The sequence below is a fragment of the Aquitalea palustris genome (genome assembly GCF_003693445.1).
Lineage (GTDB): Bacteria > Pseudomonadota > Gammaproteobacteria > Burkholderiales > Chromobacteriaceae > Aquitalea > Aquitalea palustris.
Window position 1 is genome coordinate 42505 of the sequence record NZ_RFAR01000009.1, and the last position, 20391, is coordinate 62895.

At 58.7% G+C, this 20391-nt stretch carries 16 protein-coding genes; 4 read left to right on the forward strand and 12 right to left on the reverse strand.

The features are described 5' to 3' along the window. Positions 1 to 18 precede the first annotated feature (18 nt). The 5 genes from EAY64_RS03150 to EAY64_RS03170 all read right to left on the reverse strand — a co-directional run bounded on the left by EAY64_RS03150 (position 19) and on the right by EAY64_RS03170 (position 6499). Positions 19 to 1467, reverse strand: coding sequence for an NAD-dependent succinate-semialdehyde dehydrogenase (locus EAY64_RS03150; protein WP_103523335.1), 1449 nt, complete (start codon positions 1465 to 1467; stop codon positions 19 to 21). A gap of 54 nt (positions 1468 to 1521) precedes the next feature. Further along, the gene (locus EAY64_RS03155; RefSeq protein ID WP_103523336.1) at positions 1522 to 2640 is read right to left on the reverse strand and encodes an aromatic ring-hydroxylating oxygenase subunit alpha; all 1119 of its coding nucleotides are present in this window, start codon (positions 2638 to 2640) and stop codon (positions 1522 to 1524) included. A gap of 125 nt (positions 2641 to 2765) precedes the next feature. Then, positions 2766 to 3719 carry an alpha/beta hydrolase gene (locus tag EAY64_RS03160; RefSeq protein ID WP_103523337.1) on the reverse strand — a complete coding sequence of 318 codons (954 nt, stop codon included), beginning with the start codon at positions 3717 to 3719 and terminating at the stop codon, positions 2766 to 2768. 8 nt (positions 3720 to 3727) lie between these two features. Further along, positions 3728 to 5302 (reverse strand): BCCT family transporter, encoded by a 1575-nt coding sequence (locus EAY64_RS03165; RefSeq protein WP_103523338.1) that lies wholly within the window; start codon positions 5300 to 5302, stop codon positions 3728 to 3730. Positions 5303 to 5395: 93 nt separating this feature from the next. Then, the gene (locus EAY64_RS03170; protein WP_103523339.1) at positions 5396 to 6499 is read right to left on the reverse strand and encodes a tartrate dehydrogenase; all 1104 of its coding nucleotides are present in this window, start codon (positions 6497 to 6499) and stop codon (positions 5396 to 5398) included. A 110-nt stretch (positions 6500 to 6609) separates the two neighbouring features. Between EAY64_RS03170 and EAY64_RS03175 the strand changes: the two genes are divergently transcribed. After that, positions 6610 to 7515 carry a LysR family transcriptional regulator gene (locus EAY64_RS03175; RefSeq protein ID WP_103523340.1) on the forward strand — a complete coding sequence of 302 codons (906 nt, stop codon included), beginning with the start codon at positions 6610 to 6612 and terminating at the stop codon, positions 7513 to 7515. A 38-nt stretch (positions 7516 to 7553) separates the two neighbouring features. Here EAY64_RS03175 and EAY64_RS03180 read toward each other — a convergent pair whose 3' ends face one another. Beyond that, positions 7554 to 7769: a hypothetical protein gene (locus EAY64_RS03180; RefSeq protein WP_103523341.1), complete on the reverse strand. Its 216-nt coding sequence runs from the start codon at positions 7767 to 7769 to the stop codon at positions 7554 to 7556. 61 nt (positions 7770 to 7830) lie between these two features. Further along, positions 7831 to 8835, reverse strand: coding sequence for a porphobilinogen synthase (hemB, locus tag EAY64_RS03185; RefSeq protein WP_103523342.1), 1005 nt, complete (start codon positions 8833 to 8835; stop codon positions 7831 to 7833). 598 nt (positions 8836 to 9433) lie between these two features. Here hemB and EAY64_RS03190 point away from each other — a divergent pair. After that, entirely contained in the window at positions 9434 to 10519 is a 1086-nt protein-coding gene (locus tag EAY64_RS03190) for a porin (protein WP_103523343.1), read from the forward strand. A gap of 165 nt (positions 10520 to 10684) precedes the next feature. Here the strand turns inward: EAY64_RS03190 and dnaJ are convergent, their stop codons facing one another. From dnaJ to grpE, 3 genes are all read right to left on the reverse strand, one after another. Continuing rightward, positions 10685 to 11815 (reverse strand): molecular chaperone DnaJ, encoded by a 1131-nt coding sequence (dnaJ, locus tag EAY64_RS03195; protein ID WP_103523344.1) that lies wholly within the window; start codon positions 11813 to 11815, stop codon positions 10685 to 10687. Positions 11816 to 11944: 129 nt separating this feature from the next. Then, positions 11945 to 13864 carry a molecular chaperone DnaK gene (gene dnaK / locus EAY64_RS03200; RefSeq protein WP_103523345.1) on the reverse strand — a complete coding sequence of 640 codons (1920 nt, stop codon included), beginning with the start codon at positions 13862 to 13864 and terminating at the stop codon, positions 11945 to 11947. A 132-nt stretch (positions 13865 to 13996) separates the two neighbouring features. After that, complete coding sequence (gene grpE / locus EAY64_RS03205; RefSeq protein WP_103523346.1) at positions 13997 to 14542, reverse strand: nucleotide exchange factor GrpE; 546 nt, start codon at positions 14540 to 14542, stop codon at positions 13997 to 13999. A gap of 453 nt (positions 14543 to 14995) precedes the next feature. On the opposite strand from grpE, the gene aceA reads away from it, so the two are divergent. Next, positions 14996 to 16294, forward strand: coding sequence for an isocitrate lyase (gene aceA, locus EAY64_RS03210; RefSeq protein WP_103523347.1), 1299 nt, complete (start codon positions 14996 to 14998; stop codon positions 16292 to 16294). A gap of 262 nt (positions 16295 to 16556) precedes the next feature. Then, positions 16557 to 17111 (forward strand): flavodoxin family protein, encoded by a 555-nt coding sequence (locus tag EAY64_RS03215; protein ID WP_103523348.1) that lies wholly within the window; start codon positions 16557 to 16559, stop codon positions 17109 to 17111. 82 nt (positions 17112 to 17193) lie between these two features. Here EAY64_RS03215 and bcaP read toward each other — a convergent pair whose 3' ends face one another. Both bcaP and EAY64_RS03225 read right to left on the reverse strand, forming a co-directional pair. Then, positions 17194 to 18591, reverse strand: a complete 1398-nt coding sequence (bcaP, locus tag EAY64_RS03220; protein ID WP_103523396.1) for a branched-chain amino acid transporter BcaP — start codon at positions 18589 to 18591, stop codon at positions 17194 to 17196. 426 nt (positions 18592 to 19017) lie between these two features. After that, positions 19018 to 20313 carry a carbohydrate porin gene (locus EAY64_RS03225; RefSeq protein ID WP_103523349.1) on the reverse strand — a complete coding sequence of 432 codons (1296 nt, stop codon included), beginning with the start codon at positions 20311 to 20313 and terminating at the stop codon, positions 19018 to 19020. Between the last annotated feature and the right edge of the window lie 78 nt (positions 20314 to 20391).

Below are 20391 nucleotides of genomic sequence, written 5' to 3' on the forward strand. Positions count from 1 at the left end.
AGAAACAGACAGCGGCGCTCAGCACGCCATGCACAGATATTTGGACTCAAGATAGTCATCAATGCCGTAACGCGAGCCCTCGCGCCCCAGGCCGGACTGTTTGATGCCGCCAAAGGGGGCCACCTCATTGGACACCATGCCGGTATTGATGCCGACAATGCCGTATTCCAGTTGCCGCGCCACACGCCACACGCGGGCACTGTCGCGGCTGTAGAAGTAGGCAGCCAGGCCGTAAATGGTGGCATTGGCCAGTTGCACGACCTCTTCGTCGCTGGCAAACGGCATCACCGGCGCCAGCGGGCCGAATATTTCCTCGTCAAGCAGGCGCATGCCCGGCTTGACATCGGCAATGACAGTCGGCGCAAAGTACTGCGGCCCGGCAGCCAGACTGTGTCCGCCGGTGAGCAAGCGGGCTCCGCCCTGAATTGCGTCGTCCAGCAGGGATTGCACCTTGCTGACCGCACGGGCAGAAATCAAGGGGCCGATCTCGCTTGCCTCGGCAAAACCATTCCCCACCCGCAACGCGGCGACCCGTGCGCTAAAGGCTTCCAGGAACGCCGCATACAAGGACTGGTGCACATAGAAGCGATTGACGCAGACACAGGTCTGGCCTGCGTTGCGGTATTTGGCCTGGATGGCACCTTCCACTGCGGCGTCCAGATCGGCATCGTCAAACACGATGAAGGGCGCATTGCCACCCAGTTCCAGCGACACTTTCTTGATGGTGCCGGCACATTGCTCCATCAGCAGCCGGCCTATCGGCGTGGAGCCGGTAAAGCTGAGCTTGCGTACCAGCGGATGGGTGCTGAGCTGCCAGCCTATGGCTTGGGCATCGCCGGTCACGATGTTGAACACCCCGGGCGGAATGCCGGCACGGTGGGCCAGCTCGGCCAGTGCCAGGGCGGATAGCGGGGTTTCATTGGCGGGCTTGATGACGATGGTACAGCCGGCAGCCAGGGCCGGGGCGGCCTTGCGGGTAATCATGGCGGCGGGGAAATTCCACGGCGTGATCGCGGCGCAGACGCCGATCGGCTCGCGCATCACCAGCAGCGTCTGGTCCTGGCGCGGAGCAGGAATCACGTCGCCATACAAGCGCTTGGCTTCTTCGGCAAACCATTCGACAAATGAAGCGGCATAGCGGATTTCACCGCGTGACTCCGCCAGCGGCTTGCCCTGCTCCCAGGTCATCAGCCGCGCCAGGTCTTCCTCGTGCTGCTCCAGCAGGAAAAACCACTTGCGCAGCAGCCGGGCACGCTCTTTTGCGCTGAGGTCGCGCCAGGCCGGCAGCGCCGCATCGGCTGCCTGAATGGCACGGATGGTTTCCGCTTCGGCCATCAGCGGAATATGGGCAATCACCTGATCGGTAGCCGGGTCGTGTACGGCGAACGTGTCTGCCCTGTCGGCAGAACACCATTGGCCATTGATATACGCATGCTGCCGCAACAGCAGGGGGTCTTGCAATGTCATCGGAAACTCCGCATGAGCGGCGGCGACCGCGAACCGGCACCGCCGCGGGTGGCATCAGTCCTGGTGCTGGGCTGCTACCAACTGGTGGAAATGGGCAATGCCGTGCTCACTGATGCCGCTGCGCTGGCGGTCGGTCATGATGCGGCCCTGACCACGGTAGCCACGCGACTTCAGTCCGCGCTGCACGCTTTCCACCAGCCGCAAGTCCTCCGGCCGGAATACGGTGCGATACCATTCCACCAGTGCCTGCTGCTCGGCCGTCAGTTCCTTGTTGCGGAAATAGACGTCGTAGTGCTGCAAGGTGGTTTCTGCATCCACCGGGTATTCGTAGATCACCGTCATGAAGTCGGCACCGGGCGGTACGTTGAACATGGTGCAAGGCCAGGCCCAGTAGCCACTGAAGCTGGGGTTCTCTACCGAGGGATCGATCTTGAATGACTTTTCCGACGAACGCGCCAGACCGTACTGCACGGTCCAGTTGCCATGCAGGGTATGGGTGTATTTGTCTACTTGTACCGAGTCGGCAAAACCCGGATGCGCCGGCGCACAGTGGTAGCACTCCATGTAGTTGTCGACGATGATTTTCCAGTTGGCCGGGGTAGAAGTGACAAAGCGTGCGGCCAGATGCAGCTGGTCGATCACCGGACAGGCCGTGCGCAAGCTCTCTTCCAGACCGGGCAGCTGCTCTTCCACCGGGCCTGCCTCCAGATTCATGTTGATAAACACGAAGCCGGCATACAGCTCGACCTTGAGCGGTGACAGCGTGGCCTTGCTGGCATCAAAATCGACCACGTTTTCACAATTGCGCGCATGACCAAGCTGCCCGTCCAGTTTGAAGGTCCAGGCGTGGTAGGGGCAGGTGATCACATTCTTGGCGCGCCCACTGCCTTGCAGCAGTTGGTGACCACGGTGGGGACAGACATTGTAGAAACCCCGTAGCACGCCATCCCGGCCACGCACCACGATGATGCTCTCGCCCGCCACATCCCGCGTGATGTAGTCGTTGGATTCGGCCAGTTCGCTGACATGTGCTACACAAATCCAGCTATGGGCAAAAATCTTCTCCTTCTCATACTGATAAACCCGCGCTGAGGTGTAGTACTCGGCTGGCAAGGTCCAGGCACGTTCATGATCGGCACAGAAATCCGGGCTCAATCTGGTGTAATCATTCATGGGTGTTCTCCTCTGCTTGGGGGTCGTCACAGGGCGGTAAATGCCTGCCCTTTTCATATCCGGTCATGCCTGACGAACAAGCATGGCAAGACCGGTGGGAAGATCGCGCCGCGGTGCCACCGCTGTCATGTCTGGCCGGCCAGCATGCGGCGCATGGCGGCGACCAGCGCGCGGTACATGCGGGCCGTCTCCATGCCCTGTGGCCAGAAACGCAGGCAGCCATGCAGCAAGCCGCGTCCGACATGACACTCGGCCGCAACACCATGCGCCTGCAGGCGCTGCACATAGCGCAGGCCATCGTCACGAAGTGGGTCGTACTCCGCCACTGCAACAAAGGACGGGGGTAATGCGGCCAGATTGCTGGCCGCCAGTGGAGCCAGGCGCGGATCGGCATGCAGTGCCGGGTCCGGCGCGTATTGCTTCAGGTAATACGCCATGTCTGCACGGCTAAGCAGCGGTGCCATGGCATGCTCGATGGCCGATGGCAAGATTGCCGCTCCAGCCAAGGCGGGATAGAGCAGTGCCTGCCCGCGCAAGGGCGGGCCTGGCTTGCCGCGAGCTGCCAGGCAGAGTGCGGCAGCCAGATTGCCACCGGCACTGTCACCAGCCACCACCACTCGGGCTGCGTTGATACCCAGCGTCAGGCCATCCACGCGCAGCGTGTCCCACACCGCCATACAGTCCTCGAAAGCAGCAGGAAACACATGCTCCGGTGCCAGGCGGTAATCGACCACCAGCACTGCCGCAGCGCATTCCTGCGCCAGCGGTGCCGCAATAAAGGCATGGGAATCCAGCCCCCCCAGCATCCAGCCACCACCATGCAAATACAGCACACAGGGCCAACCGGCTGGCGGCATGGCTGCTGCGGGGCGGTACAAGCGTAGCGGGATAAATCCTCCGGCCACCGGCAGTGCGTGGTCTTCCACCTGCAGCCCGTCCGGCAGCGCCGGGGTGAAGTAACGACAGAGGGCGTCGTAGGCGACCCGCATTTCGGACAGGCTGTCATCGGCGGGTTGAAACAGGGCGCACTGGTTGACAAAAGACTGCATTTCCGCAGAAAGCTGATAAGTACTCGCCATGGCCGCACTCAGGAGCCGGACTGATGACTGGCCACTTCAGGGGGTGGCTGTTCGCCAATCTGATGCGCCGGAACATCGCCATAATCCTCACGCAGCCATTTGAGCAGGCCATACACCATGACCAGCGTAATCAGGGCGAAGGGGATGGCGGTCACGATCACGGTGGTCTTCATGGTATTGAGTGGTGCCTTGGCAAAAATCATTGCCAGCGGGACCAGGGTCAGCATCACACACCAGAACAGACGGTCGATGGGGGATGGGTCCTCACCCTCTGCCAGATGACGGGTACAGGTAGCCGATACTGCATAACCCACGGCATCCATGTGGGCGGCCAGAAATATCGCCATCACCGCCAGAAAGAAAGCCATCACCCAACGCCCGGCAGGCAGCAAATCCAGCAACTGGCCAATCGCCACCTCACCGCCCTGTTCGCTCAACACTTGCGGCACATTGATCAGGCCATTGATGAAGCTGTGCACGCTATAGCTTTCCAGTACGCCGTAAACGCACCAGATGCCGGCACACCCGCCCATCACCATGGCCAGTAACACTTCGCGAATGGTGCGGCCACGGGAAACGCGGGTGACAAACAATGCCACTCCTGGCGCATAGGAAATCCACCACAACCAGTAAAACACCGTCCACTCGCGGGTGAACTTGCCATCGCCCATCGGATCGGTGAACAGACTCATGTCGACAAAGCTGCTCAGCATCAGTCCCAGGCTGGACAGGGTATTACTGGTAATGAACTGGGTGGGGCCCAGCAAATAGATGTAGCCAGCCAGCACCACCACCCCCCAGCACACCATCTGGCTCAGGCGCTTCATGCCGCCATCCATGCCCACCCAGGAAGACAGGGTAAACAGCACCGATACCGCCAGGATGATGATCAGCTGCGTGGTGAAACTGTCGGGAATCCCGGTCAGCATGGAGAGCAACCGGGCAAAGGTGATGGCGGTCAGCACCAGCGAGATGGTCAGTGCGCCGAACATGCACAGCATGAACAGCAGATCCACCAGTCGCCCCAAGGCTCCGTCAGGCTTGCGGCCGGTAATCGCGCCGATAATCGCCGCCAGACTCAGCCCCTTGTTCTTGCGCACATGAAAGTGATAGCACATGGCTACCGCTCCCAGCGCATAGATGGCCCAGGCGCTCAGGCCGGAATGAAAGAAGGAGTAAGCCACACTGTATTTCAGTGCTTGCGGCGATGCCGCCGGCAAATTGAGGCCAGGCGTCTGGTAGTAATACGCCCAGTCCAGGAAGCCCCAATACAGCGTGGACGAGCCCAGCCCGGACATGATGAACATGAAAATCCATGTTGATGTCGAGTAATCCGGCCCGCCCTCCCCCAGCCGAATCTGACCGTACTTGCTCAGGCCCAGCCAGATGACAAACAGCACGGCAAAAAAGGCAAACAACAAAATGGGTGAGGCAAATACCGTGGTACACCAGTACATCAGCTGGTTGGCCACCGCAACCGATTGATTTGGCATGGCAATCATGACAAACACCAGCGCAAATACAATCAACAGGCTGACCACTGCCAGCGGAATATCACGCCGGCCTTGCTTGGAGGTGTGCATGTTTTCTCCTTATATCCTTGGCCCAGCAGCTGCCGGGAAATAGGAGCTGGCATCGCCGCACCATAGCGGACGGGTCTGCCAGCAAGCTCTGGATTAAGCCTCCACCACCAGCGGGGAGTGCATGACAACGTCCACAATGGCTTGACCCAGCTCGGTGGTGCTGGCCTTGCCGCCAAGATCAGCAGTCAGCGGCCCGCTCAGCAGCACCGATTCGATGGCCTGCATGATGGCGTCGTGCGCAGCGCGGCAAGGCCCCTGGCTATGGCCCAGAAAATCCAGCATCAGCGCACCGGACCAGATCATGGCGATGGGATTGGCAATGTTCTTGCCGAAGATATCCGGGGCGGAACCGTGTACCGGTTCAAACAGGGAGGGAAAGCGACGCTCGGGGTTGAGATTGGCGGACGCGGCCAGGCCAATGGTGCCGGTGCAGGCCGGCCCCAGGTCGGACAGGATGTCGCCAAACAGATTGGATGCCACCACCACGTCGAAACGGTCGGGCTGCAATACAAAACGCGCTGCCAGAATATCCACATGCTGCCGTTCCCATTGCACATCCGGGTAGTGCTGGGCCACCGCCGCCACCCGTTCATCCCAATAGGGCATGCTCACGGCGATGCCGTTGGATTTGGTAGCGGCCGTCAGCTTTTTGCGCGGCCGGCTTTGTGCCAGGGCAAAAGCGTGATGCAGGATGCGATCGACGCCATGGCGGGTAAATATCGATTGTTGCAACACCAGCTCGCGCTCTGTTCCTTCAAACATGCGGCCACCGACTGCGGAGTACTCGCCCTCGGTATTTTCCCTGACCACCAGGAAGTCGATATCACCCGGCTGGCGATTGGCCAGCGGACAGGGCACACCAGGCAGCAAACGCACCGGGCGCAGATTGACGTATTGGTCGAACTGGCGGCGGAACTTCAGCAGCGAGCCCCACAGCGATACATGATCTGGCACCTGCTCCGGCATGCCGACCGCCCCGAAGTAAATGGCATCAAAGCCCTGCAGGGTGTCAAACCAGTCGTCAGGCATCATCTGCCCGTGTTGCAGGTAATAGTCGCAGCTAGCCCAGTCAAACCGGGTCACCGTCAACTCGATAGCAAAGCGCCTGGCAGCGGCCTCCAGCACCCGCAAGCCTTCCGGTAGTACTTCCTGCCCGATGCCATCGCCCGCGATGGCGGCAATCCTGTAAGCCCGCATCCTGCCCTCCTCTGTTCTTTCGACATAATGACCTTGTACTTCGAGGCCTAGCATGGCGGAAAACAAAGCCCAGATAATGGGCAGATCCGTGCATACAGAAAACACGAAACATGAAGGATCTACTGCAGCTAGAGGATTTGCGGGTATTTTGCCTGGTCGTGCGCAAGGGAGGATTTGCTGCGGCCGCCGAAGCCATGGCTGCCTCGCCAGCCTATGTCAGCAAGCGTATTCGGGTGCTGGAGCAATGCCTGGGTTGTCGCCTGCTGGACCGCACCACCCGGCGCATTGCCATGACCGAGCGTGGGGAGCGCATCCACGACTGGGCAGGAAAAATACTGCAGGACGTAGAACAGATGAGCGTGGAGATCGGTACCGCACGAGAGCAAGCACGCGGCATCATCCGCATCAGCAGCAGCTTTGGTTTTGGCAGGGTGCACCTGGCACCGGCACTGGGCGAACTGGCAAGGCATTACCCGGAGCTGAGCATCCGCTTCGAGGTAGCCGACTGCCTGATCGACCTGGCCCAGGAGGGAATCGACCTGGACATCCGGGTGGGAAATGAAATTGCCCCACAGCTATTGGCGCGCAAGCTGGCGGATAACCGGCGCATCTTGTGCGCGGCACCCGCCTATGTGGCAGGGCATGGCTCCCCAGCCACGCTCAATGCACTGAGCCAGCACAATTGCTTGGTCATCAAGGAAAGGGATCACCCCTTCGGGGTGTGGCGGCTGACCGGCCCACAGGGGGAATGCAGCATCCGGGTGCAGGGTGCACTGGCGGCCAACCATGGCGAGGTAGTACACCAATGGGCCTTGCAGGGCCATGGCATCATGTTGCGCTCATTGTGGGATGTAGCACGCGAACTGGAAGAAGGAGAACTGGTACAGGTACTGCCAGACTATTACCTGCAGGCCGATATCTGGGCGGTATATCCGGAAAAGCTGGCCAGTTCGGCCAAGCTGCGTGTCTGTGTCGAATTCATCCAGCAGTATTTCCGGCGTGGCGGGCTGGCGTGATGCTCGCCAGCACCTCCATCACACAGCATGAAACATGCTTATTTTGGTTTGCGCAGACTGGCCGGGGCATGGCCAGCCGGACTGTCAGGCCCGTCCTGGTCGTCATCGTCATCCGCCGCATAGGGCTGCGGCTTGACGCCGGGCAGGTCGACCGGCGGCGGAGCCTTGGACAGTCTGGCCAGCGAACCGATGGTAGACATCACCAGCGCCACGATGACAAACAGCCAGAACCAGGTTGAGTGCAGAAAATCCATGGCCTACTCCTTTTTCAGCACAGAGCGCCGCCCGGGCAAACAGGCGGCGTAGTGCGAGTGATCAGCCGCGACGCAGCAGGCGCGCCGCATCCAGCGCAAAGTAGGTCAGGATGCCGTCGGCACCGGCGCGCTTGAATGCCAGCAGGCTTTCCATCATGCACTTTTCTTCGTTCAGCCAGCCATTCTGGAAGGCAGCCTTGAGCATGGCGTACTCACCGGACACCTGATAGGCATAGGTCGGCACGCGGAAAGTGTCTTTCACCCGGCGAATCACGTCCAGGTAAGGCATGCCTGGCTTGATCATCACCATGTCGGCGCCCTCTTCCAGATCCATCGCCACTTCCTGGATGGCTTCATCCAGATTGGCCGGGTCCATCTGGTAATTGTATTTGTCAGCTTTGCCCAGATTGCCGGCCGACCCTACGGCATCGCGGAAGGGGCCATAAAAGGCGGAAGCGTACTTGGCGGAGTAAGCCAGTATCTTGGTATGGATGAAGCCGGCTTCTTCAAAGGCATCGCGCAGCGCGCCAATGCGACCGTCCATCATGTCGGACGGGCCAAACACGTCCACACCGGCTTCGGCGTGGCACAAGCCCTGACGGATCAGCACTTCGGTGGTTTCGTCATTCAGCACATAGCCATTGTCATCGATCAGGCCATCCTGACCATGCACGGTATAAGGGTCCAGTGCACCATCCGTCATCACGCCCAGCTCGGGAAAGCGCTGCTTGAGCGCACGCACCACGGTGGGTACCAGGCCATCCGGGTTATAGGCTTCCTGCGCGGCATTGTCCTTGCCGGTCTCAATCACCGGGAACAGCGACAGCATGGGAATACCCAGTTCCAGTGCTTGTTCGGCGGTATACAGCAGCTTGTCCAGGCTCTGGCGCACCACGCCCGGCATCGAGGCCACCGCCTGCTCACGATTCTCGCCTTCCAGCACAAACACCGGATAGATCAGGTCATTGGCGGTCAATACGTTTTCGCGCATCAGGCGGCGGGAAAAATCATCCTTGCGCATGCGACGCATGCGGGTGGCCGGGAAATAGCGGTTGGCAAAAATCATGGGCTTTCCATCACAGGTGACAATAGCAATGCCGGGAATTGTACGCCTGTTGCTGCCGGCTGGCAGCGTCATTCCCTTGCGGCGCGACTGCTGGTGGCATGCGCTGCGGCAAGCAGTGCATTCGAGGCAAGCAGACGCAGCAACAGCGCGTCATGCATCAGAAAAAATCATACCAAGCATTCTCGCTACTCATGGTGAGTGGCGATAAGTGTTGTGTAAAAACAGCATTTTTATAAGACAAAATGTCTAATTTGCCAAAATGCAACAGTTAAAATACTTAGCAAAACACTGGGTCTCGCTGAAAAACAACAATGAAAAACAATATTCACCAGATGGAAATTGAACTTTCAAACAAACACAAGCAATTGTTTTAAAACGATAAAAAAGAACAAATCACATGAAATTAGTCAATCTGCACTGAATAATTAGGCAAGTTCCCATGGCAATTTGTTAATAAATGTTCGTTGACGGTTACAAAGGTGTTTCGCACACTCAGCCCCGTTGGTGAAATCAAGTTTTCACATGGCTTGCTTTACACCGCGCCCAGCCTGCCAACAGATCAGGCAGGCCAGAAAAAACTACTAAAGGATTTAGAGGAATGAAAAAACTCGTACTCGTTGCTGCCATCGCAGCCGCCATGCCGGTACTGGCCCAGGCCGACGTGACCATCTACGGCTCCGTGCGCGCCGGTATCGACAGCCTGAAATACAATGGCCAGACCACCACCGGTGTCGATGACTACAACAGCCGCATCGGTTTCAAGGGTAGTGAAGATCTGGGCAACGGCCTGAAGGCGGTATGGCAAGTGGAAAACGGCTTTGCGGTTGATGGCGTGGCCAGCAAGTCTGGCTCCGGCACCGGCACCCTGGCCAACCGTACCAGCTTTGTCGGCCTGGAAGGCAGCTTTGGTAAAGTGACCCTGGGCAATCAGCTGGACATCTTCAGCGAAACCGAAGCCACCGATAATCTGTATGGCCCGCGTCGCGATTCGATGGGCATCCCCTTCCCGCTGTATGAAGGTACTGACGTGTTTGGTACTTACGGCGACGGCTTCACCAAGAACGGCATCCGCTATGACAGCCCGGACCTGAACGGCTTTACCGCCATTGTTGAATATGGCGCTGGCGAAGGCCATTCCACCACCACCGGCAAACAGACAGGCAACAACTTCGGCGCACGTCTGGCTTATACCAATTCCGGTTTCTTCGGTGCCTACGCCAACATGACCCAGCTGAACGTGCTGGGTTCGGACAAGAACAGCTCGGTTCATCGCGTTGAATTCGGCTACGACGCCAACAACCTCTACCTGGCTGCCACCGTACAAAAGGCAACCCTGTATGGCGATGCATCGACTGCCGTCACCAACTACGCCAGCTTCGGCATCGCCGATACCGGCCTGAACAAGCTGACCAGCCACTCCTGGGCCATCAATGCGGCCTACACCATCGGCGCCTTCAAGCCGTCTTTTGTGTACTCCAAGCGTAGCGGCGTGAAAGTGGACGGCCAATCGCAAGACTGGGGTGCCAGCCAGTGGGCAGCCGCCGTCGACTACAGCCTGAGCAAGCGCACCATGGTGCAAGCCGGCTACGGTCAAGTGAAAGAAAACGATGGTGCGGCCTCCGCACTGGGCATGAGCGATGCCAAGACCACCCTCACCTGGCTGATGCTGAAGCACAACTTCTAAGCTGTGCTGTCTGGCTGGTTCCTTTGAAGAAAGTCATTTGCCACCGCCTTGCCGCGGTGGCTTTTTTCATTCTGCCGCCCTCAACACGCCAGAAAAACAAAACCCCCGGAAAACCGGGGGTTGTTCAACAGTGCCTGCACGCAGGCGCAAACGCTGTCTGGCGGCTTATTCGAAGAAATCGCGCAGCTTGTCCATAAAGGACTTGGAACGCGGATTATGCATGGCAACGTCGCCCTGGCTGATGGCTTCGAACTCACGCAGCAGTTCGCGCTGGCGCTCGGTCAGCTTGACCGGCGTTTCCACCACCACATGGCAATGCAGATCGCCATAGTCGGTGCCGCGTACCGCCTTGACGCCCTTGCCACGCAGACGGTATACCCGGCCACTTTGCGTTTCGGCAGCGATCTTCACCTTGGCCATGCCATCCAGCGTGGGGATCTCCACCTCGCCGCCCAGCGCTGCCGTGGCAAAGGAAATCGGCATTTCGCAATGCAGGTCCATGCCGTCACGCTGGAATACCGCGTGCTGCTTGATATGGGTAACCACATACAAATCGCCGGCCGGGCCGCCATTCTGCCCCGGCTCGCCTTCACCGGACAGGCGGATGCGGTCGCCCTCATCCACCCCGGCCGGAATCTTCACGTTCAGGGTCTTGTTGGTCTTCTTCTGACCTGCACCATGGCAGCTGGTGCAAGGATCGCTGATCTGCTTGCCGGTGCCGTGGCAGGTCGGGCAGGTCTGCTGGATGGAGAAGAAGCCCTGACTCATCCGTACCTGACCATGACCACCGCAGGTGGAGCAGGTCTTGGGCTGCGTACCCGGCTTGGCACCGGTGCCGTGGCAGACATCGCAATCCTCATGCGAGGGAATGCGGATCTGCTTTTCGCAGCCACGTGCCGCTTCTTCCAGTGAAATATCCAGGTTGTAGCGCAGGTCGGCACCGCGATAGACATTGGAACGACCACCACCGCCAGCACCACCACGGCCACCGCCGAAGATGTCGCTGAAGATGTCGGCGAAATCGCCAAAGCCACCAAACCCGGCACCACCGCCGCCACCACCGGCTTGCGGGTCTACCCCGGCATGGCCGAACTGGTCGTAGGCACTGCGCTTCTGGCTGTCAGAGAGGATTTCATAGGCCTCTTTGACTTCCTTGAATTTTTCTTCGGCTTCCTTGCTGTCCGGATTGCGGTCCGGGTGATATTTCATCGCCAGCTTGCGGTATGCCTTTTTGATGTCGTCCTCGGAAGCATCACGATTGATGCCGAGCACATCATAAAAATCTCTTTTGGACATGGTGTTTCACTCTCTGGCCGCGACCAGCCGGTCCGGCAGGCAATGATCTTCTTGATACGGCAAAGGCACAGAGGCCGGTGGAGAGCCCTCCGCCATTCCCTGTGCCTCGTTCAGTCAGCAAGCGGATGCTTACTTCTTGTCTTTCACTTCTTCGAACTCGGCATCCACCACATCGCCTTCGTCCTTGGCCTTGCCAGCATCGGCAGCGCCCTGGCCGGCTTCAGCCTGCTGTGCCTGGGCATACATGATTTCGCCCAGCTTCTGGCTGGCCTTGGCCAGTTCTTCGGTCTTGGCTTCGATGACAGCCTTGTCTTCGCTCTTCACCACTTCTTCAGCGGCCTTGACGGCGTCTTCGATCTTGGCCTTTTCAGCAGCGTCGATCTTGTCGCCGTGTTCCGCCAGCGACTTCTTCACACTGTGGATCAGGCCTTCTGCCTGGTTACGGGCAGTCACCAGCTCGTGCAGCTTCTTGTCTTCCTCGGCATTGGCTTCGGCATCCTTCACCATGCGCTGGATTTCATCTTCCGACAGACCAGAAGACGCCTGGATGGTGATGTTGGCCTGCTTGCCGCTAGCCTTGTCCTTGGCGGACACATGCAGGATACCGTTGGCATCGATGTTGAATTCCACTTCGATTTGCGGAATGCCACGCGGTGCCGGCGGGATATCGCCCAGGTTGAACTGGCCCAGGCTCTTGTTGGCGGCTGCCTTTTCACGTTCGCCTTGCAGCACGTGGATGGTTACCGCAGTCTGGTTGTCATCTGCCGTCGAGAAGGTTTGCGAAGCCTTGGTCGGGATGGTGGTGTTCTTCTGGATCAGCTTGGTCATCACGCCGCCCAGGGTTTCGATACCCAGCGACAGCGGGGTCACGTCCAGCAGCAGCACGTCCTTGCGATCACCGGACAGTACCGAGCCCTGAATTGCAGCACCAACGGCCACGGCTTCGTCCGGGTTCACGTCCTTGCGCGGTTCCTTGCCAAAGAATTCCTTCACCGCTTCCTGCACCTTGGGCATGCGGGACTGACCGCCAACCAGGATCACGTCAGTGATGTCGGACAGCGATACACCGGCGTCCTTCAGGGCCACGCGGCACGGTTCGATGGAGCGGGTGATCAGGTCGTCTACCAGGCTTTCGAACTTGGCGCGGGTAATCTTCATGGCCAGGTGCTTCGGACCGGTGGCATCCATGGTGATGTACGGCAGGTTCACTTCGGTCTGGGTGGCGCTGGACAGCTCGATCTTGGCCTTTTCAGCAGCTTCCTTCAGACGTTGCAGGGCCATTACGTCGTTCTTCAGGTTCACGCCCTGTTCGCGCTGGAACTCGGTCACGATGTAATCGATGATGCGCTGGTCGAAGTCTTCACCGCCCAGGAAGGTGTCACCGTTGGTGGACAGCACTTCGAACTGGTGCTCGCCGTCAACGTCGGCGATTTCAATGATGGACACGTCGAAAGTACCACCGCCCAGATCGTATACGGCAATCTTGCGGTCGCCTTCCTGCTTGGCCAGGCCAAACGCCAGGGCGGCAGCAGTCGGTTCATTGATGATGCGCTTCACTTCCAGACCAGCAATACGGCCGGCATCCTTGGTAGCCTGACGCTGGCTGTCGTTGAAGTAGGCCGGTACGGTAATCACGGCTTCGGTGACTTCTTCGCCCAGGTAGTCTTCGGCAGCCTTTTTCATCTTGCGCAGTACTTCTGCGGAGATTTGCGGCGGAGCCAGTTCCTGATCGCGTACCTTGACCCAGGCGTCGCCATTGGGCGCCTTCATGATCTGGAAAGGCATCAGGTCGATGTCTTTTTGTACTTCCTTGTCTTCGAAGCGGCGGCCGATCAGGCGCTTGGCTGCGTAGAGGGTGTTTTTCGGGTTGGTCACAGCCTGACGCTTGGCCGGTGCGCCAACCAGGATTTCGCCGTCTTCCATATAAGCAATGATGGACGGGGTGGTGCGTGCGCCTTCGGCGTTTTCAATCACCTTGGGGTTACCGCCCTCAACGACTGCTACGCAGGAGTTGGTGGTGCCCAGGTCGATACCAATGATTTTGCCCATATTCAGTATTCCTTTATCTCAATTCGTTGCGACTGCGGCCAAACGCTGATAGCCGAGGCCTGTTGTCTTCATAGGTATTGGCTATGCTGTCTTTTTCAAGTGGCCGCCAAGAACCTTTTTATGATTTCCGGGTCAGGCACGCGCCTTGGCCACGATCACCATGGCCGGACGCAGCGTGCGCTCAGCCAGCTGATAACCTTTCTGTAGCACCCGTAACACCGTATTGGCTTCGGCATCGGATTCTTCCGCGCTCATGGCCTGATGCTGGTGCGGGTCGAGCTTGTCGCCCACTGCCGGCGATATTTCCTTGATCTGCGCCTTGTCAAAGGCGGCCACCAGTTGTTTCAGCGTCATGTCCACGCCCATTTTCAGGGTGTCGATCTGGCCGCTCTGGTCTAGCAGCGCCATTTCCAGGTAGTCCTTTACCGGTACCAGTTCCTGGGCAAACTTGTTGATGGCGTACTTCTGGGTGTTAAGCAGCTCTTCAGCATTGCGACGACGCTGGTTTTCCTGATCTGCACGACTGCGCAGCAACTGATCCTGCAGTTCGGCAAGCTGTGCCTCCAGTGCGGCGATGCGCTGTTCAGCGGTTTGCTCGACAGTCTGCTCGCTGGCTGCTGCGTTGATGGTTTCGTCGACCGCGGCTTCGTTGGTCGCGTTGTTCTGGTTTTCCTGCATGGCAAGACCTCAAGTGAATCAGCTTTTAACGATGTCCCGATGCCAGATAAGGTCTCTCTGCGGGAATTCAAGTCCCTGGTCTTGCCCAGGGTTCACAACCGCTGTGACCAGCGCTCACCTCGCGGTGCGTTTTCGGACTTTTCTTTTCGCAACTGCAACAAAAACTGGGCGATCAATTATTCATTTTTCGCCACAATTGTCACCTTCTGAACATCGTGGTTTTTTCGGTGTTGCACCGCACACAAGCTATTTTTTTTGTGCTTATAATGAGCCACACACGCTGAATGACCCACCAAGCAAAGCCGTTATCCGCGGGCTTTTGGTGGTCAGAACGGGCAACAGGCAAAAACCGTTGTCAACAAAATCACTCCGGAAAAACCGGAATGTCATTTGGCCAGAGGATTGCCGGAATTCACCGGTCTGCAGAGAAAACTATTCGAGAAGGGTTTGAACATGACTACTCGCGAACAACGTATCGCCGCCATTCAACATGACTGGGACACCAACCCGCGCTGGAAGGGTATCAAGCGTGGTTACACCGCCGCCGACGTAGAGCGTCTGCGTGGTTCGGTGCAAGTGGAACACACCCTGGCCCGCCAAGGCGCCGAGAAACTGTGGAACCTGGTCAACAACGAACCCTACATCAACTGTCTGGGCGCGCTGACCGGTGGTCAGGCCATGCAGCAGGTGAAAGCCGGTATCAAGGCCATCTACCTGTCCGGCTGGCAAGTGGCTGCTGACAACAACGAATACTCCGCCATGTACCCGGACCAGTCCTTGTACCCGGTGGACTCGGTGCCGAAGGTAGTAGAGCGCATCAACAACGCCTTCACCCGCGCCGACGAAATCCAGCACTCCAAGGGCGTTGAAAAGGGTGCTGCCGGTTTTGTTGACTACTACGCTCCCATCGTGGCCGATGCCGAAGCCGGTTTCGGTGGCGTACTGAACGCCTACGAACTGATGAAGGCCATGATCCGCGCTGGCGCCGGTGGTGTGCACTTTGAAGACCAACTGGCCTCGGTTAAGAAATGTGGCCACATGGGCGGCAAGGTACTGGTACCGACCCAGGAAGCCATCCAGAAGCTGATCGCCGCCCGTATGGCTGCCGACGTATACGGCGTGCCGACCCTGGTGATTGCCCGTACCGACGCTGAAGCTGCTGATTTGATTACCAGCGACTACGATGCCAACGACAAGCCCTTCCTGACTGGCGAGCGCACTGCCGAAGGCTTCTACAAGACCAAGAAGGGTCTGGAACAAGCCATCAGCCGCGCCGTAGCCTACGCTGACTACGCCGATCTGGTATGGTGCGAAACCGGCACGCCGGATCTGGAATTCGCCCGCAAATTTGCCGAAGCCGTTCACGCCAAGCATCCGGGCAAGCTGCTGGCCTACAACTGCTCGCCGTCCTTCAACTGGAAAAAGAACCTGGACGATGCCACCATCGCCAAGTTCCAGCGCGAACTGGGTGCCATGGGCTACAAATACCAGTTCATCACTTTGGCTGGTATCCACAGCATGTGGTACAACATGTACGACCTGGCACAAGACTATGTTGCACGCGGCATGTCGGCCTACGTCGAGAAGGTACAAGAGCCGGAATTCGCAGCACGCGACCGCGGCTACACCTTCGTATCGCACCAGCAGGAAGTGGGCACCGGCTACTTCGACGATGTCACCACCGTGATCCAGGGCGGCCAGTCCAGCGTGACCGCACTGACCGGCTCCACCGAAGAAGAGCAGTTCCACTAAGCAGTCTGTGGCCGGGTCGGTTCGCCGGCCCTGACCACCACGCCCGCCAGCCTTGCGCTCGCGGGCGTTTTGCATGTCTGAGCGTGGTCTGCCTGACTGGTTAGCCCACTACTTTATTAATCTTGGCTAAACAATCAATTCATGGAAAACGACTTTTCTGTTGCCTGAGCATCTCTATACTGAGCACTGCTATCGTTTCAGGCAGTCATTGCTTAATGGCTGCCTGACAAGCTGATCCATCACCAGAGAAAAGGTTGTTTACATGACAAAAGTCGTCGTCGTTTATCACTCCGGTTACGGTCATACCCAGCGCGTTGCCCAGCAAGTGGCTGCCGGTGCCAATGCCGAACTCATCGCAATCGATGCCGAAGGCAATGTGCCGGACAGCGCCTGGGATACCCTGGCGGCTGCAGATGCCATCATCTTTGGCTCGCCCACCTATATGGGCAGCCCGAGCTGGCAGTTCAAGAAATTTGCCGATGCCAGCTCCAAGGCCTGGTTTACCCGTGCCTGGCAGGACAAGGTGTTTGGCGGTTTCACCAATAGCGCCAGTCTGAATGGCGACAAGCAGGTCGCGCTGATCAACCTGCAAACCCTGGCCTCGCAACACGGTGGCATCTGGGTCAGCCTGGGTCTGCTGCCCAGCAACAGCAAGGCAGCCGCACGTACTGACGTCAACAATCTGGGTGGCTCGGTTGGCCTGCTGGTGCAGTCGCCGTCGGATGCCAGTGTGGATGAAATTCCGCAAGGCGACCTGGACACCGCCAAGCAATACGGCGCACGCGTAGCCTCCATCGCCGCCAAGCTGCGCGGCTGATTGCGCTAGCTATATCAACTAGCTGAAGATGTAAAAAAAGCCACCTTGTTCAAGGTGGCTTTTTCCATGGGCAATCGCCGGCTCAGGACTGCTTGTGCAGATGAGAGTTCTTGCGTGAGTAACCGAAGTACACCACCAGGCCAATCACCAGCCACACCACGAAGCACAGCCAGGTGAGTGCGGACAGCTGGGTCATCAGGAAGACGCAGAAGATCACCGCCAGTGCCGGCACATAGGGCACGCCCGGGCAGTGGAACTTGCGCGGCAGGTTGGGTTCGGTCTTGCGCAGCTTGATGATGGCGATGGCAATCAGCGAGAACGCCGCCAGGGTGCCGATGTTCACCAGCTCGGCCAGGGTGTGCAGCGGAATGAAACCGGCAATCAGCGCAATGATGGAGCCGATCAGCCAGGTGGCCTTGTACGGCGTGCCGTATTTCGGGTTTACCTCGGAGAAGATCTTCGGCAGCAGGCCATCGCGGCTCATGGCGAACAGGATGCGGGTCTGGCCGTAGGTCATCACCAGAATCACCGTCAGCATGCCCAGAATGGCACCCAGGTCGACAAAGCCGGCAAACCAGTCCAGCTTGGCCACTTGCAGGGCCAGCGATACCGGGTGGTCGATACCGGCAAACTGGGCGTAAGGCACGATGCCGGTCATGATGGCCGACACGATGACATACAGGATGGAACAGATGGCCAGCGACCAGATCACGCCCTTGGGAATGTCACGCGCCGGGTCTTTCACTTCTTCGGCAGCGCAGGTCACTGCATCAAAACCGAGGAAGCTGAAGAACACGATGGCCGCGCCGTGGAACACGCCGTTCATGCCATAAGGCAGGGCCGGGCTCCAGTTGACCGGCTTGACGTGCCAGACGCCGATGGCGATGAACATCAGCACCACGGCCACCTTGATCAGTACCACGATATTGTTGACGCGCTTGGATTCCTTGATGCCAAAAGCCAGCAAGGCTGTGATCAGCATGGCAATGGTGAAGGCTGGCAGGTTGAACAAGGTAGCCTTGCCCGGTACCGCGCCAGCCGCAGCTATCAGCGCATCAGGCAGGTGAATGCCGAAACCGCCCAGCAAGCTCTGGAAATAACCGGACCAGCCGACGGATACCGCCGAGGAGGCCAGCAGGTATTCCAGCATCAGGTCCCAGCCGATGATCCAGGCCACCAGCTCGCCCAGCGTGGCATAGGCATAGGTGTAGGTGGAGCCGGAAATCGGCAGCATCGCGGCAAACTCGGCATAGCACAGCGCGGCAAAACCGCAGGCAAATGCACCGATGATGAAGGACAGTACCAGGCCCGGGCCGGCCACCGTGGCACCGGTGCCGGTCAGCACGAAAATACCGGTACCGATGATGGCACCGATCCCCAGCATGGTCAGGTCGAAAGCCGTCAGCTCCTTGCGGAGCCCTTTGGCGGTCTGGGCAAATTCCAGCATGCCCTGAACGCTCTTCTTGCGCATCAAACTCATGTTCAGACTATCCTGTGTGCGCCGTTCCCCTTGCCATGTTTGGGCGGCGGGGTAGCCGGCGTTGATGATCATACTCAGCCCTTCCGCGGCTGCCCCGTCTGTTGCCGGTTCGTGACCGACACCTCAACGCAGGGCACTGCAGCGGAAAACGCGCGATCTTACAGGAAGGGGGGAACAGTTCAAGCCATAAAATCGGACAAAGTGTATCCATTATCCATTGCCAAGCCGTTCTGGCAGCAGGATTTGCTGCAAAGCTGTCATAAGCCTGCAAGACAAGGCAGTTAATGGCGCTATTCGACCAATAATCCGGTAGAAATTGCCATAAAAACGCAATGCCATGCCTATTTGACAGCAGTTTGCCTTACTGCAAACCTGATTCACCCTGCCGCAACATATTGCGACAGGGCGCGATGACAGCAGACTGAATCACCACCAGGCTTCGATTTGCGCTCCCAGCGTGGTGGCATTGCGCCGGCCATTGCTGGCAAACGTACTGGCATTGGCCAAGGCTGCGGCATCATTCCAGTTAAAGCGGCTGACATATAGCCGGAACTCCGGTCGACTCCAGAAATCGGTATCCGGAGCAAACGCCAGCGCCAGCGTGGCCTTGTTCAACTGCTGCGTATCCTGCCCGTCGGTGTTGCGGCTGGTCAGGCCAACCTCACCCAGCAACTTGATATTGGCCGCCAGCCCGTAGGAAAGGCGCCCGCCCAGGCTGACATCACGGTATTTGGCGGCATGATCGGGGGCCACGGTCTGGTAGCCGAACACCGCCTGTCCGCCAAAACGACCACGCTGCCAGCTGAGCACTTCGGCCAGCCGGTTCTGTCTGGCCCCTGGCTGGGCGGCCCCCGCGCTATCCAGATTGTAAAACTCGCCGGACAGTGAGGCATGGCCGGAGGCAGTCTGCAAAAACAGTGCGTTTTGCAGCCCGGTCACCAGGAAGTCTTGCTGATTATGCAGCAGCCCCCAGGCGCTACCGGCCTTGCCCATGGCAAAGTCTCCGCTGATGACGCCACCGGTCAGCGCCAGCTTGCCCCCGGGATTGCTTGCAATATTGATCAGCTGGAAATTGACACGGCGCGCATTGTTCAGCGTGGCATTGCTATTGGCATAGTTGCCCGAGCTGGACAGGGACACATTCAGCCGCGCGCTGTGACCGATGGCAATGCCGTCGACGCCGGCACCGTAATTGTCACCATCCTGCATCAGCCAGTTGTCCAGAATATGGATATCCTGAATGCGGTGGTAGCGCTGGCCAGCCCAGAAGGTCAGCTCGGGGGCAAAGGCCAAGCCGGACAGATAGGCATAGAGCTGTGCGGCGCTGGTCTTGCTGGTGCTGCCGCTGTCGCCGATCACCGGGTCATAGCTATAGAAGGTGGGCATGGCGTATACCCCCCAGCTGACGCCACCGCTGCCACTCCATTTCTTGCCGATACCGAATTCGCCGTAGGTGTCACCTTCGTTACCCAGCCGGAAGTGCTGTAAATCCCCGCCCAGTTGGTATTGGCCGCGCGGTTCATCCTTGCTGCCGGAGTAAAAGCCGCTACGGAAATAGCCATCAAAACTGAAACCGTTGTCTTCCAGTGCCTGTTTCATGGCACTGCCCAATTGCTCGGCACTGGGCGTACTGCCGCCGCTTGTACTGTCGGTGGCCATGGCGGCTCCACTCAGGCCCAGTAGCAAGGCACTCAGGACGATGGTCGATGGTGTTGTTGTCATGGGTATTCTCCTTATCCGTGTTATTGATCTGCGCAACGCCGCCCTGCTGTCCCCCAGAGCGTGGCGTGCGGGCAAAGC